At 69.2% G+C, this 13708-nt stretch carries 12 protein-coding genes; 8 read left to right on the top strand and 4 right to left on the bottom strand.

Annotated elements, in window-relative coordinates; translation table 11 throughout:
• The first annotated feature begins 213 nt into the window (after nucleotides 1-213).
• Nucleotides 214-1434: a DUF7115 domain-containing protein gene (locus FZP69_RS14215; protein ID WP_152042063.1), complete on the top strand. Its 1221-nt coding sequence runs from the start codon at nucleotides 214-216 to the stop codon at nucleotides 1432-1434.
• Between the two features lie 33 nt (nucleotides 1435-1467).
• Here the strand turns inward: FZP69_RS14215 and FZP69_RS14210 are convergent, their stop codons facing one another.
• A complete protein-coding gene (locus FZP69_RS14210; RefSeq protein ID WP_152042062.1) occupies nucleotides 1468-1833 on the bottom strand; it encodes a DUF5830 family protein in 366 nt (121 codons plus the stop codon).
• Nucleotides 1834-2051: 218 nt separating this feature from the next.
• Here FZP69_RS14210 and FZP69_RS14205 point away from each other — a divergent pair, with 218 nt between their 5' ends.
• Nucleotides 2052-2708, top strand: coding sequence for a TVP38/TMEM64 family protein (locus tag FZP69_RS14205; RefSeq protein WP_152042061.1), 657 nt, complete (start codon nucleotides 2052-2054; stop codon nucleotides 2706-2708).
• A 68-nt stretch (nucleotides 2709-2776) separates the two neighbouring features.
• Here FZP69_RS14205 and gpmI read toward each other — a convergent pair whose 3' ends face one another.
• A complete protein-coding gene (gpmI, locus tag FZP69_RS14200) occupies nucleotides 2777-4291 on the bottom strand; it encodes a 2,3-bisphosphoglycerate-independent phosphoglycerate mutase (protein WP_152042060.1) in 1515 nt (504 codons plus the stop codon).
• A gap of 178 nt (nucleotides 4292-4469) precedes the next feature.
• Between gpmI and FZP69_RS14195 the strand changes: the two genes are divergently transcribed.
• The 3 genes from FZP69_RS14195 (at nucleotide 4470) to FZP69_RS14185 (ending at nucleotide 8148) form a co-directional block, all read left to right on the top strand.
• Nucleotides 4470-6674 carry a hypothetical protein gene (locus tag FZP69_RS14195; protein WP_152042059.1) on the top strand — a complete coding sequence of 735 codons (2205 nt, stop codon included), beginning with the start codon at nucleotides 4470-4472 and terminating at the stop codon, nucleotides 6672-6674.
• 99 nt (nucleotides 6675-6773) lie between these two features.
• Nucleotides 6774-7415 carry a DUF1405 domain-containing protein gene (locus FZP69_RS14190; RefSeq protein ID WP_152042058.1) on the top strand — a complete coding sequence of 214 codons (642 nt, stop codon included), beginning with the start codon at nucleotides 6774-6776 and terminating at the stop codon, nucleotides 7413-7415.
• Between the two features lie 76 nt (nucleotides 7416-7491).
• Entirely contained in the window at nucleotides 7492-8148 is a 657-nt protein-coding gene (locus FZP69_RS14185; RefSeq protein ID WP_152042057.1) for an ArsR/SmtB family transcription factor, read from the top strand.
• An 18-nt stretch (nucleotides 8149-8166) separates the two neighbouring features.
• On the opposite strand, the gene FZP69_RS14180 is transcribed toward FZP69_RS14185, so the two are convergent.
• Nucleotides 8167-8694, bottom strand: coding sequence for a hypothetical protein (locus FZP69_RS14180; protein ID WP_152042056.1), 528 nt, complete (start codon nucleotides 8692-8694; stop codon nucleotides 8167-8169).
• Between the two features lie 172 nt (nucleotides 8695-8866).
• Here FZP69_RS14180 and gatD point away from each other — a divergent pair, with 172 nt between their 5' ends.
• The gene (gene gatD / locus FZP69_RS14175; RefSeq protein ID WP_152042055.1) at nucleotides 8867-10120 is read left to right on the top strand and encodes a Glu-tRNA(Gln) amidotransferase subunit GatD; all 1254 of its coding nucleotides are present in this window, start codon (nucleotides 8867-8869) and stop codon (nucleotides 10118-10120) included.
• 469 nt (nucleotides 10121-10589) lie between these two features.
• On the opposite strand, the gene FZP69_RS14170 is transcribed toward gatD, so the two are convergent.
• A complete protein-coding gene (locus FZP69_RS14170; protein ID WP_152043390.1) occupies nucleotides 10590-11840 on the bottom strand; it encodes a M24 family metallopeptidase in 1251 nt (416 codons plus the stop codon).
• A gap of 472 nt (nucleotides 11841-12312) precedes the next feature.
• On the opposite strand from FZP69_RS14170, the gene FZP69_RS14165 reads away from it, so the two are divergent.
• Both FZP69_RS14165 and FZP69_RS14160 read left to right on the top strand, forming a co-directional pair.
• Nucleotides 12313-13038, top strand: coding sequence for an EthD domain-containing protein (locus tag FZP69_RS14165; protein ID WP_152042054.1), 726 nt, complete (start codon nucleotides 12313-12315; stop codon nucleotides 13036-13038).
• Nucleotides 13035-13631, top strand: coding sequence for an HD domain-containing protein (locus FZP69_RS14160; RefSeq protein WP_152042053.1), 597 nt, complete (start codon nucleotides 13035-13037; stop codon nucleotides 13629-13631). The genes FZP69_RS14165 and FZP69_RS14160 overlap by 4 nt, the downstream gene beginning before the upstream one ends.
• Nucleotides 13632-13708 lie beyond the last annotated feature (77 nt).

Raw genomic sequence — 13708 nt, 5'->3', positions numbered from 1 at the left:
TGCCGTATTGCGGTCTCGCCCTTCAACCTTCCTATCCGTCGCGGTCGAGCGATGTGCCACCACGCGCCGGGGTCAACGGTCGGGTTCGGCGGGGGCCGGTCGACGTCACGTCCGACGGCCGGCTGACGAGCGACAGACGTGAGGAGGGCGTGGCGGTATCACGAGCCGAAATTCCACCCGCGGATTTATGCCGACCGGCGGGGACGTGAGACCATGACTCATCCGGACGTCGTCCAGTCGGCGCTCGGCGACGAGGGAGTCGCCGCCCGCGTCGATCTCGGCGACGACGCACTGTTCGTCACGCCGACACGAACGATCCTCTACCGTGCCGACAAGCTCCTCTCGGACGAATCCGTCGAGGAGTTCCCCCACGGTGCCGAGCGCGTCTCGGTCTCCACCGGTCGGCGCAAGGCGACGATCACGCTCGACTACGGGCTCGACGGCGAGCGCTCCTTTTCGGTTCCGGCGAAGGCGCTCGACCGCGCGCTCCACCCCGTGCTCGCGGGGACGCTCAACGCCGTCGGCGTCACCGACCCCGGTGAGACGGTGAAGGAGACGTTCCGGTTCTCTGAGCTGACGCTCGTCGTCACGAGCGACCGGCTCGTGAAACACATCGGCAACGCGGTGTGGGACGAGGAGTTCGAGGAGTTCCGCTACGAGGACGTCACCGACCTCTCGTTCGAGGAGGGCAGCGTTGCCACGACGCTCGTCCTCACGCTCGGGGGGCGACGGGAGCGGTTCAAGGCACCGAACGAACGCGCACGGGAGGTGCGCGAGCGGTTGACGGAGGCCGTCCTCGACCACCACGGCGTCGACAGCGTCGCGGCACTCCGCGAACGGTTCGGCGTCGACGAGGACGACGCCCCCTCGTCGCGAATGTCGTTCGGCGAGGGTCCGACCCCGCTGTCGGTCAACCCCGGCGAACTCACGGAGCAGCCGAAGAACGCGACCCGGGCCGAGACGGAGCAGACCGACGCAGAGGCCGCCGTCGACGCGGGGACCGAAGAGCCAGCCGACGCGGGCATGGGAGAGCCAGCTGACGCGGCCCCGACGATGGCGACGGAGCCCGGCGCGACGGCGCCCACCGACTCCTCCGAGGGCGTCGCACCCGCCGACACTGCCGACACTGTCGATCCCGCCGATTCACCCGGATCGGGAGCGGACGCGAACGGTTCCGAGCCCGACTCGGGGACAGGCGAACCCGCAGACCCCGACGTGATAGAGACCAGTGACCTGCTGGGACTGACCGACGACGCCGTCGAGGAGCCGCGGGAGGCGGCGAACGTCGTGGACGACGCCCGGGGTGACGATCTGGCGGCGCTCACGGCCGAAGTCGAGGCGTTGCGAGCGCGTATCGAGGCACAGAACGACCGCCTCGACCGCCAGGAGGAGCTGATCGAGCGGCTCATCGCCGAGATCCGCAGTCGGCTCTGATGCCCGGCCGGGGCGGCTCGCTCGCCCCGTCCGTCACTCGCGCCCGAGCACTTTCCGGACGCACGACGAGCCGAACGGCCCGAGTTCGCCGGCGTCGAACTCGACGAAGTAGCCGGTCGAGAGGCTCGCGCCGCAGCGCCGACAGTCGTACTCCCCGTCTCGGACGTGGATCTGGCTGTCGAAGCGGACGAACGTACCACCGCGGCGGGTGTGGACCCGGGCACCGTCACGGTCGATGATCCCGCGCATCTCGGCGGTGTCGAGGATCTCACGGGTGAGCGACGGGTCGGTCGTGACCGTCTCGATGCGGTCGACGACGTCCGCGAGGGCGAGTTCGTCGGTCTCCATGTGGGCGAGCAGGTCGAGCGCGAGCTCGACCCGGTCGGAACGCTCGGTCACACCTCGGGATTCCGTGGTCGGGTGAATAAGCGTTCCGTGCGTGGCCTGGATCGGTCCGCATCAGTCGCGGCTCGGTCGCGCATCAGTCGCGGCCCGGTCGTGCGTCAGTCGCGGCTCGGTCGCGTGGGCCGCTCACGACGTGTCGACTATCCGACTCTCCGGTCATAGGGACCGTACGAACACAAAGCGTATACTGCCTCGAACGAGATCCGTCGGGTATGCGACGGTCACGGCTCCTCGTCGGCGGCCTGTGCTTCGCCGTGCTCGTCGGGACACTCGTCGTCGCACCGGAGACGGCGCTGCGGGGGCTGACCTGGGTCGTTGCCGACCCGCTCCGGTTCGGTGTCGCCCTCCTGGTCGTCGCACTCGTCCGCCCGCTCGTCGCCTGGCCGACGACGCTCCTGGCCGTCGCGGCCGGCTACGGCTACGGCGTCGTCGGCCTCCCGTACGCGCTCGCACTCATCACGATCACGAGCGTCCCGCCGTTCGTCGTCGCACGCCGCCTCGGCCGCGAGTCGTGGGTCGCGAGCCAGGGCGAACGCGTCGTCCACGAGGCCGGCGACCTCCGGAGCGTGATCGGCTCCCGACTCCTGCCTGCCCCGTCCGACGTCGTCTCCGTCGCGGCGGGCGTCTCCGGCGTCTCGCTCCCGGCGTTCGTCGTCGGGACCACCATCGGCGAACTCCCATGGGCCGTCGTCGGCGTGCTCGCCGGCAGTTCGCTCGACTCGCTTTCGAACGCGACGCTCGGCGCCGTCGACTTCCGTCTCGTCGCCGCCGCCGCGCTCGCCGCGGTCCTGCTCCTCGCCGGCCCCGTCTACCGATCGTTCGTCGAGCGGGCGGACGATCCGCTCCCCGGCGTCGACACGGAGTCGTGACGGTGTCGGCCTCCGCTCCCCGCGACGACTCGACAGTCTCTTCGGCTGACAGCTCTCTCCCCGACCGCTCACTCCAGCAGGGACTCGCCCGTCATCGCCGCCGGCTGGTCGACGTCGACGAGTTCGAGTAGCGTCGGCGCGAGGTCACAGAGCGACCCGCCCGGACGGAGCGTCCGCTCGCCCGCCGAGCCGTCCGGCGCGAGGTAGATCAGGGGGACGGGGTTCGTCGTGTGGGCGGTGTGGGGCTGGTCGGGCGTCCCCATGTCGTCGGCGTTGCCGTGGTCCGCGGTGATCAGGACGTGCCCGCCCGCGGCCTGGACGGCCTCGATCAACCGTCCGAGCTGGGTGTCGACCGCCTCGACCGCGGCGACCGCGGCGTCGAAGTCTCCCGTGTGACCCACCATGTCCGGGTTCGCGTAGTTGAGCACAAGCACGTCCGGATCGTCGGATTCGACGATTCCGATCGCCGTGTCGGTCACTTCCTCGGCGCTCATCTCGGGCTGGTGGTCGTACGTCGGCACGTCCGGCGACCGGATGATCTCCCGTCGCTCCCCCTCGAACTCCACTTCGCGGCCGCCGTTGAGGAAGTAGGTGACGTGGGCGTACTTCTCGGACTCCGCGAGGCGAAGCTGCGTCTTGCCCGCTTCGGAGAGGACCTCGCCGAGCGTGTCCTCGGGCTCGTTCGGTGGGAACGCGACGGGGAAGTCGAACGTCCGGTCGTACTCGGTCAGCGTGACGAGTTCGATCTCCGGCGGCGAGGTGTCGAACTCCCACACGGGGTCGACGTCGCCGAGCATCCGGACGAGCTGGCGGGCGCGATCCGGTCGGAAGTTGAAGAAGACCACGGCGTCGCCGTCTTCGAGTGCGGGGCCGCCCTCCACGAGGGTCGGTTCGACGAACTCGTCGGTGTCGCCGCGGTCGTAGGAGGCCTCGACCGCCTCGACGGCCGTCGTCGCCGTGTGGTCGGCCTCACGGGAGACGATCGCGTCGTACGCGCGCTTCGTCCGCTCCCAGTTCTGGTCGCGGTCCATCGCGTAGTACCGCCCCGAGACGGTCGCAACGTCGCCAGTTCCGCGGTCGGCGACGTGCCCCTCAAGGTCGGCGAGGTAGTGGCGGCCCCCGTGCGGGTCGGTGTCGCGGCCGTCCATGAACGCGTGCGTGACGGCTTCGACTCCCCTGTCGGCGGCGATGTCGACGAGCGCGTGGAGGTGACCCTGTTCGGAGTGGACGCCACCGTCGGAGACGAGCCCCATGAAGTGGACCCGCCCCCCGGTCGTCTCGGCGTGGTCGAACGCCGAGGCGATGGCGTCGTTCTCCTCGAACGAGCCGTCGGCGATGGCGTCCTCGATCCGGGTGTACGCCTGTTTCACCACTCTCCCCGCCCCGATGTTGAGGTGGCCGACCTCGCTGTTTCCCATCTGTCCCTCGGGCAGGCCGACCCGCCGCCCCGAGACGTCGAGGGTGCTGTACGCGCCGTTCGCGGCGAAGCGGTCGAAGTTGGGGGTGTCGGCGGCTTTCACCGCGTCGCGTCGGTCGTGGTCGCCGAGCCCCCAGCCGTCGAGGATTACGAGCGCAGCCTGCATACACGACTACTCACTTCGGAGTGGTAATTACGTGTCGTTTGTCAGGTCGTCCGACAGAGCCATGTGAGCTGGTGTCGTACCATACCGCCACACTGCGACACCGTGGGTCCGACAGAACCGCGGGACGACGGACGGCCCACCGTGATTGGCGCCGTGGCGATCCTCTGCGAGTGAGACCATGGACGACTTCGAACAGACTGACACGACGGAACCGTTGGTGGACCCCGACGGACGGGAGACGGACGACGCTCCCGGCTCCACGATCCGCCGCCGACCGTTCGTCGCCACGGCCGCGGTAGGCGTGCTCGAGGGACTCCTGAGCCTCTGTCTGGGTCGCCCTCCTCAGGAGCAGGGCGGTTCGACCCCGACGACGACCACGACGGCAACCCCGACACCGACCGCGGCGGCGACTCCGACGTCGACGCCCGCGTCGGCGAACGACGCGCGGGCGCTCGCCGAGCGGTTCGCCCCCGACCTCTACTTCGACCGGGACGAGCGGTGGTTCCCGACCGACCCGCGTGCGTTCGTTCCCGACGCCGACGACCCCGTCGTGGACGGTTTTAACGCGCTCAACGACTACGTCGCGGCGTTCGACGATCCGGACGCGCCGCCGTTCCCGACGGTGTTCTACCACGTCGTCTCCCCGGCCGACGACCTCAGCGTGGTCCAGTACTGGTTCTACTCCGTGTTCGACCAGTTCACCACCAACTTCCACTGGCACGACTGGGAAGTGCTGTACGTCTGGCTCGACACGTCGGGCGGGGAGCCGACGCCGGTGCTGTACGTGGGGAGCGCTCACGCGCGGTCGATGCCGAACAACGAACACCTCGACCCGCCGTCGGAGACGGTGAGCGTGATCGCCGAACTCGGATCGCACTCGAGCGCCATCGGCACCAACCGGACCAGAGATCGGTTCGAGCGGTACCCCGCTGGAGACGAACCGGCCGACGTCACGAACGCGCCGGTCGCCGCCGTCGCCGGCAGCGAGGGACTCCCGCTGGCGTACGGACTCCCGCGGGGCGAAGGCCTCACGATCCCGTACGTCGTCCCCGAGCTCGACGGCGACCTGCTGTTCGACCACGCCGCCCTCCGGGTGACGGCCGACGACTTCCTCCCGGCGTCGCTGGCGGTCGACTCGCTCACCGACCTCCAGCGCCCGCCGTCGTCGTTCCCGCCGCGCCGCGACGGGCTCGTCTTCGGCTTCGCGGGCGGTGACGTCGCGTACGACCTGCTTCCGATCGACGAGGTGACCTACATCGAGGCGTTCACCGGCCCGCAGTTGAGCTTCCCGTTCGCCGTCCCCGGCTTCGTCGAGGACCGCATCGCCCACCACCTCTCGGCTGCGGGCTTCCCGTGGTCGGACGACGCGGACCAGGCGCGGTTCGACGAGCCGATCCACGACGTGACCGACGCACGCCACCGGCGCGAACTCGGTCGACGGTACGGGCTCTCGGTTCCGGACACCGGTGCGACGGTCGTCGCGGGCGTGCTGGCGATGCGGCCGAACGACGCCGCGCCGGCGAACGCCGGAATCACGCTCGCGTCGCTCGGGACCGAGGTGGTCGCCCTGTTCGAGTCCGATCCGGTCGCCGTCCCCTCCTCGCACGGGCACGTCGTCCTCGTCGACGTCGACGACGGCGAGCACCGGCTCGTGGTGAACGGTGCCGGCTACGCGCCGTACGCCCAGCGTCTCGACGTCGAGCGCGGTGTCGACCTCGTGCGCGCCGGCGCGGGCGGACGGCTCGCCCTCGTCGAGACCGCCGACGCGTTCAAACTCCCGGTCGACGCCGCCGCGCGAGGAGGTGCCGCATCGGTCCGAGTCCGCGACGACTTCGGGGGGACCGTCTACGACGCCCCACCGGTCGAGGAGGACCGCCGGTCGGCGATCTACCTCCACCGCGCCGGCGCATACGTGGTGGAGGTGACGGACGTCACGGGGAACGTCAGCGTCGAGCGCGTCCGGCCCGGTCCCACGGGCGAACCCGCTCCCGCCGGGCAAACCGAGACGGGCAAGGCGTCCGTCGTCCGGTTTCTCGTCTCGTACCTCCGCGAGACGAGCCGCGAGTACGAGGCCGAACTGGATCGGGTCGCCGAGACGCGGGAGGCGCGGCTCGACTTCGCCGCGGCCGACGAGGTCGGCCAGCGGTTCGAGCGCGCGCTCGGAGCGGTGTTCGAGGCCGACGCGTTCCTCGACGAGGGGCTGCCGGAGGAAGCGGATGGGGAGCTTCGGACGGCATTCGGCCACCTCGATGCGGCCCGTACCGTCGCCAGGAACGCCGGCGACGGACTCCCAACCACGCTCCGGCGGTTCGTCCTCCGGCGCGTTCAGGAGGCACAGACGCGGATCCGGCAGGCGATCGATCTCGACGTGGTAAACGCGTAGGCACCGCGGGGGACACACCCCGCTCACCAGCCGCGTCGGCGTGCCACGCCGACCGCCGGAACGCCACGGTTTTTCCCAGTGGGTGCCAGGTAGGAGACGATGGTGCTCGTCCCCGAACGGTACGTCCAAGAGTATCTGGGGAACGGCCCCAGCCTCGTCACGTTTCTGGCGCTGAACGCCAGTGCCTTTCTGGTGGGGGTGAGTTTCTACGTCCACTCGGATCCCTCGTTCGCCGACCTGCCCACCTTCCTCTACCCGCTGTTCGGCGACTCGCCGACCGCGCTCGCGCTGGCGACACTGTCGATCGCGACGCTGCTCTCGAACTTGGGCCGCCCGGTGAGCGACGCACCGGTCAACCGCCCACTGGCGTACCTCCACACGCTCGCGTTCGTCTGGCTCGTCAAGTACGGCCTCTGGACGGCGCTCGCGCTGAACCTCCGTCCCGACCTCTACGTCGGCTTCTCGGCGGCGGCGCTGTGGGACTACTGGGGCATCATGTTCACCCACCTGGGGTTCGTCGTCGAGGCGTTTCTCATCCCCCACTACGGCCGGACGACGCGCGGGGCGCTCGGCTTCGCGCTCGTCGCTCTCCTCGTGAACGACGTCTTCGACTACGGCTTCGGCTACTACCCCCCACTCCGCTACGAACCCGGGGTGGTGCTCGTGGTCGCGACGGTCGCGCTGTCGTTCCTCTCGGTCGCGCTGGCTGCCCGCGTCTTCGGCCGTCTCGACGCCGAGTAGTCGGTGGCGCCGGTGCAGTCGAGTGGTCGTGGCGATGGGGTCAACCTTTTCAGCGTCAGTCGCCTACCCTCAGTCGATGGACTCCGCGGATCTTCTCGATCTCCTCGGCAACGAGAACCGGCGGCGAATCCTCCGGTTACTCGCCCACAAACCGTGTTACGTGACGGAGATCAGTGAGTACCTCGGAGTCTCGCCCAAGGCGGTCATCGACCACCTCCGCAAGCTCGAGGAGGCCGGCATCATCGAGTCGCAGACCGACGACCAGCGCCGGAAGTACTTCCACATCTCGCGGGACATCCGCCTCGAGGTGAACGTCTCGCGCTACGGCTTCGGCGCAAAGAGCGCCTACCCGGCGAGTCCGAGCCTCGACATGTCCGGGCGGTGCCCGCACATCTCCTTCGACGTCCCCTCGAGCACCGGCGACTCGCTCACGGAGCTCGCGAGCGATCTCGCCCGGCTCGAGGAACTCGAGAACGAACTCTCGCTCGCACAACGGTACGTCCACGGGCGGCTCACGGACGTGCTCGACCGACTGAACGAACGCATCGGCGCGAACTCCGATTCGCGGTTCTACGCGGAGGTGCTCGCGGCGATCGCCACGGGCGCGCGAACGCCGGCACGGATCGCCGAGGAGGTCGACACCACACCGGACGCCGTCGACCGCGCGCTCGGGGCGCTCGCCGAACGCGGCCTCGTCGAACAGCGACACGACGAGTGGCACGTCGTCGAGTGAGCGTCGGTCCGGGACGACTCAGAGCTCGCGGGTGAGCCCGTCCCGCAGGTCGCGTCCCACGTAGTGACCGACGAGTGCCGCGATCGCGCCGACCCCGGCCCCGACGCCGGCGATGGCGACGCCGTACTCCGCGAGGAGCCGGACGGCGAAGGGGAAGAACGCCGCGGTGAGCGTGCTCAGGACGAACCCCAGCCCCGACGCCAGCGCGCCCGCGAGACCGATCTCCGTGTAGCGGCGCTCGCTCCCGACGACGCCGACGAGGAACCCGACGACGAACAGCCCGACGAGGCGGCCGAAAAAGCCCAGGAGCGGCACGGCACCGCCCGCGACGACCGCCAAGACCGACAGGAGGAGGGCGACGAGGAACACGCGGGGCGAGAAGAGTCCGCCGAGCCGACCACGGAACCGATTCGACGACTCACTGTCGGAGTCATCCGTTCGCGCGGCTGACTCCTCGCCGGCCGCGTCCGCTTCTCCGTCCGTGAGCCGGTCGACGTCGGAGAGGAGGTCGTCGACGGACCGTTCGGACTCCTCCTCGCGCTGCATACTCGTCCGACGGAGCGCACGACGTATGGCTCTTGTGTCCCGTCGGCACCCACGGGTGGGACTGACCCCCCACTCGCTCTCGCCGAGACCGACAGGAACGACCACGCGACCCCGCGCCCACCGGCCGGTCCGAACGGTGGGATTCAAGTCCGACCCCACGAAAGCCCGGCGTATGAACCCAGGGGACCGCGTCCGCGTCACGCGCGCGGGCGTCACGAACGAGGGCGTCCTCCTGCCCTCCTCGACACCCGATCACCTCGTCGTCAAACTCGACGGCGGGTACAACGTCGGCGTCGACCGGGCGGAGAGCGACGTGGAGGTGCTCGAACGCGACGTGTACGACATCGAGAGCGCGCAGGACGGCGACTCCTCGTCGGAGATCGAGTTCGACGGCGACCTCCCGACGGTGTCGCTCATCTCGACGGGCGGGACCATCGCCTCCACGGTGGATTACCGGACGGGTGCCGTGACCGCGCAGTTCACCGCCGAGGACGTGCTCAGGGCCGTGCCGGATCTCGCGGGCCGGGCGAACTACCGCGGCCGGGTCGTCGCGAACATCCTCTCGGAGAACATGGACCCGGGCATCTGGCAGGAGCTGGCGAGAGCGATCCACGAGGAGATCGAAGCGGGAGCCGACGGCGTCGTGGTGATGCACGGGACGGACACGATGCAGTTCTCGGCGACGGCGATGGCGTTGATGCTCGACACGCCCGTCCCGATCGTCTTCACGGGGAGTCAGCGCTCGGCCGACAGACCCTCCTCGGACAACGTGATGAACGCGGTCTGTGCCGTCGAGGCGGCCACGAGCGACTGCGCGGAGGTGCTCGTCTGTATGCACGCCACGGGATCGGACACGACCTGTGCGCTCCACCGCGGGACGCGGGTCAGGAAGAACCACACCTCGCGCCGCGACGCGTTCGAGACGGTCGGCGCGAAACCGCTGGGCACGGTCGACTACGAGACCGAGGAGATCGCGTGGCGACGGTCGTACACCCGTCGGGGCGAGCGCGACCTCGCGCTCCACGAGGACCTGAACGAGAACGTCGACCTGCTGAAGTTCACGCCGGGGATGGACCTCGACCGGTACGCCGACTTCCTCGCGAGCAGGGACCTCGACGGTCTCGTCGTCGAGGGAACCGGCCTCGGCCACGTTCACACCGACTTCATCCCCACCCTCGCGGAGCTGGTCGATGACGGGACGGTCGTGGCGATGACGAGCCAGTGCATCGAGGGCCGCGTCTGCGACCGCGTCTACGACACCGGCCGCGACCTCCTCGACGCCGGGGTCGTCGAGAGCGGCGACACCCTGCCCGGCACCGCGAAGGTCAAACTGATGTGGGCGCTGGCGAACCACCCCGACCCCGCGGCGGCCATGGGCGAGAACCTCGCTGGCGAACTGCAGGAGCGGTCGGTCCCCTGGGAGTAATCACTGGAACTCTTTGCTCGACTTTTGAATCGGAAGTGTCGTGGCTCGGCTCAGAGGTGTCGTGGATGGGAGCCGGCACCGGGGTCGAGTCGCCGGATCACAAAACACTGTACCAGCGTGCGGACGGTGCGCCGAGGGGGAGCGAGCAAGCGAAGCGACGGAGATGGACCGTCTGACTCTCGCCCTCGGATCACGACGCCTGACGGCGCGTGTGGACGAACTGTTCTCGTCAGGCGTTCGTTCTCTCACTCTCCCTCTCTCGGTACCACGATCTGTCGGCTCCCATCGGTCGATCCGGTGGCGTCCGCCGATCGGCCGATCTGGAGGTCGGTCGGGGGCGTCGCGTCTCACCCAGGAGCCGTCTCGTGGTCGAGTTGCGCTGCTGCCGTCCCGCTGACAGGGTTCTCGCCGTGTGCTCACGAGATCCGACGTGTGCTCACGAAAAAAGCGAGCAAATTGTTCTACAGAATCAGCCGTCGACGACGGTGATCTCTTCGACGGGCCACTGGCTGAGGAGCTCGACGCCGTCGTCGCGGACGACCACCATCTCCTCGACGCGGACGCCCTGTCTGTCGGCGGGTTCCTGCGTCTCGACGGCCATCGTCATCCCCTCCTCGATCTCGATCGGGTGGTCGAGCGAGAGGCCGCGCCAGATCAGCGGCACCTCGTACAGCTGGAGACCGAGGCCGTGCGCCCAGTGGTTGGTCGTCAGCTGCCAGTGCTCCGTCGCGTCGTAGAAGTCGGCGTGTTCGCCCTCCATGTCGGGGAACGCGCGGGCGATCTCGTCGGTGGTGACGCCGGGCTCGATCCGATCGAGGACGGCGTAGAGGTTGTCGCGGGCGGTCTCGTAGGCGTCTCGCTGCGCGTCGGTGGGCTCGCCGATCGAGAACGTCCGGTAGTAACACGAGCGATAGCCCAGATAGCCGACGTTGTAGAAGTCCGCGTACACCAGATCGCCCGGCCTGATCAGCCGATCGGTGGTGTTGGCCTGGTGTTTCGGCCACGTGTTCGGTCCCGACGTCAGGTATCCGCCCTGGACCATCGCCCCGTGGCGCCAGAGTTCGCGGACGGCGTCGCCCCACACCTCGGACTCCCGCTTGCCGACGGAGAGGTTGTCGACGATGGCCTGGAAGCCCGCCTCGCAGATCGCGGCCACCTGTCTGAGGCACTCGATCTCGTCTCTCGTCTTGGTCTTGCGGGCGTCCTCCATCACCGCCGTACACGCGGCGGGTCGGACGTCGACCCCCCCGGCTTCGAACGCGTCGACCAGTCCCCCGTGGGCGGTGTCGATGCCCATCGGTTCGTCGGCGACGCCGTACTCTTCCAGCGCCGAAGCGACCGTCTCGGCCATCTTCTCCAGCAGGAACGTGCGAGCGGTGTCGCTCCCCGACGACCGGGGGACGTTGCCGAGGCCGGGACAGGCGTACCGGATATCGGCGAGCCACGGGCAGTTGTACCGCTCGTTCGAGGCGTGGTCGGCGGTGTCCCAGTGGACGACGGTGCCGTCCTCGACCAGGAGCGAGTAGTGGTCGGCACCCGACCCGCCGGTCATAGCGAGACCGGTGACGTACCGGATGTTGGGGTCGTCGACGAGGAGCATGCTCCCGAGGCCAGCCTCGCGCATGCGTTCGAGCGCGCGCTCGTGACGCTCTTCTCGGAGGCGTTTCACGTCGATTCGTTCCTCCCAGTCGACGGCCATCGTCCCGCGCGTCCCGCTCATGAACTCCCGGTCGTGAAAGGGCATGGGCGTACGTCTCTCGTGGGTGTAATGAAGGTACGCCCCTGTCGAGCGTGGTCTCGTGCTCGGGCACGTACAGCGGCCGTGTGAGACGGACTCCACCGGCGTGACGTCCCGGTGAACCGGAGCCGAGCTCGGTAGCCGTCTCGGTGAACCGGAGCCGGTCGCCCGGCAGCCGACCGACGCGGGAGCAGTACTGGTGCGGACTGGGCACTCGCAGCGGACGCGGTATGCACCGAACGTCCTCGACCCTCCCCAGCCGGTACGGCCGGGACGGAGCCCGGCCGAGGCCCTCGCGCGCCGTTCGCTCGTTGCACTCGCTCACTCCCGCGCGCCGACCGCCCGAACGTGAGCCCGGTCACCCTCCCAGTCGATCCACCGACGTCCGCGCTGCACCCCACCACGACATCCCTCACCATTTATCACCACGACCCACGACACCCGAACGAGTCACATGTACAAGCACATCGCCCTGCTCGTCAGGAAGGAGGGGATGAGCCACGACGCGTTCGTCGACTACTGGCAGACGAACCACACGCCCATCGCGCGGGAGATCGAGGGCGTCGTCCGCTACCACACCGTCCTTCCGGCGGACCCCGCGGCGTCGGAGTTCGACGGCGTCGCCGAACTGTACTTCGACCGTCTCGACGCGCTGCACGACGCGCTCGGTAGCGAGGGGTCGCGGGACTACGACCCCGCGAAGGGGAAGGCGAAGGAGGCCCGCGAGGACGTGGACAACTTCCTCGACATCGAGCGCCGACCCCGGTTCATCGGCGAGGAGTTCGTCGAGAAGGACGTCACGGGAGGGGACACCACGGGCCTGTACAAACACTCGGCCTTCCTCGTCCGGAAGGAGGGACTGAGTCACGAGGCGTTCCTCGACCACTGGGCGAACGAGCACGTCCCGCTGGCGCGCGAGATCCCCGGCGTCGTCCGGTACACGCGCGTCGTCCCCACCGACCCGGAGGCGTCGGAGTTCGACGGCGTCGCCGAACTGTACTTCGAGGACCTCGACGCGCTGCGGGCCGGCCTCGGGCACGAGTCCTCGCGGGACTACGACCCCGACCACCCGAAGGCACGCGCGCCCCGTGAGGATGTGGACAACTTCCTCTCGATCGGCGACCGCCCGCGGTTCGTCGGGCGCGAAACCGTCCAGAAGGACGAGACCGGTGGCGCATGACCGACGACGCCTCGCGGTACCGGACGCAGGTCACGGACGCCTTCCCCGAACTCGGCGACGTCGGCGACGATCGTCTGCGCGAGCAGGTGACGGAGGCGTGGTGTCTCGGCCTCCACCGGGGCGGGTGGCGCGACGTCGCGGACATCCCCTACGCGTGGAACATCCACGAGGTGACCAACGTCGAACACGTCCGCGGCGTCACGCGGATTGCCGTCGACGCCGCCGAACAGCAGCGCGACTTCCACGGGGCCGATCCCGATCTCGACGTCGTGCGTGCCGCGTGTCTCCTCCACGACGTCGGCAAATGTTACGAGTACGTCGACTTCGTCGACGAGGAACTCGTCGACCCGGACCCCGAGTACGCCACGCAGGAGATCCCCCACTCGCTGTCGGGGTACGCGCTGGCGCACGAAGTCGGCTGTCCGCTGGCCGTGCAGCGCGCCGTCCCGCACTTCATCGGCGAGATCCCGACGCGTACCCTGGAGGCCGAACTGGTCAAGAGCGCGAACGCGATCTCCTCGAACGCCATCACGCAGGCGACGATGGGGATGAGCCTCGACGAGTGGGTTGAGGAGTACTCGCAGACGGCGTGATGGCTGTCGGCCTTTAGCCGGCCGTCGGGGACGCACGGGTGAGTCGACGAATCTGACCGGGAAACGATATAAGTCCG

Origin of the sequence: Salinigranum salinum (assembly GCF_009176545.1) — an archaeon.
GTDB lineage: Archaea > Halobacteriota > Halobacteria > Halobacteriales > Haloferacaceae > Salinigranum > Salinigranum salinum.
The sequence above is the reverse complement of the archived record's forward strand: the minus strand, read 5'-3'. Positions and strand labels throughout refer to the sequence as shown.

Bases quoted from the DNA above. Each gene is read 5' to 3' on its own strand.
- FZP69_RS14215 (WP_152042063.1), top strand. From the start codon at position 214: ATGACTCATCCGGACGTCGTCCAGTCGGCGCTCGGCGACGAGGGAGTC.
- FZP69_RS14205 (WP_152042061.1), top strand. From the start codon at position 2,052: ATGCGACGGTCACGGCTCCTCGTCGGCGGCCTGTGCTTCGCCGTGCTC.
- gpmI (WP_152042060.1), bottom strand. From the start codon at position 4,291: ATGCAGGCTGCGCTCGTAATCCTCGACGGCTGGGGGCTCGGCGACCAC.
- FZP69_RS14195 (WP_152042059.1), top strand. From the start codon at position 4,470: ATGGACGACTTCGAACAGACTGACACGACGGAACCGTTGGTGGACCCC.
- FZP69_RS14190 (WP_152042058.1), top strand. From the start codon at position 6,774: ATGGTGCTCGTCCCCGAACGGTACGTCCAAGAGTATCTGGGGAACGGC.
- FZP69_RS14185 (WP_152042057.1), top strand. From the start codon at position 7,492: ATGGACTCCGCGGATCTTCTCGATCTCCTCGGCAACGAGAACCGGCGG.
- FZP69_RS14180 (WP_152042056.1), bottom strand. From the start codon at position 8,694: ATGCAGCGCGAGGAGGAGTCCGAACGGTCCGTCGACGACCTCCTCTCC.
- gatD (WP_152042055.1), top strand. From the start codon at position 8,867: ATGAACCCAGGGGACCGCGTCCGCGTCACGCGCGCGGGCGTCACGAAC.
- FZP69_RS14170 (WP_152043390.1), bottom strand. From the start codon at position 11,840: ATGAGCGGGACGCGCGGGACGATGGCCGTCGACTGGGAGGAACGAATC.
- FZP69_RS14165 (WP_152042054.1), top strand. From the start codon at position 12,313: ATGTACAAGCACATCGCCCTGCTCGTCAGGAAGGAGGGGATGAGCCAC.
- FZP69_RS14160 (WP_152042053.1), top strand. From the start codon at position 13,035: ATGACCGACGACGCCTCGCGGTACCGGACGCAGGTCACGGACGCCTTC.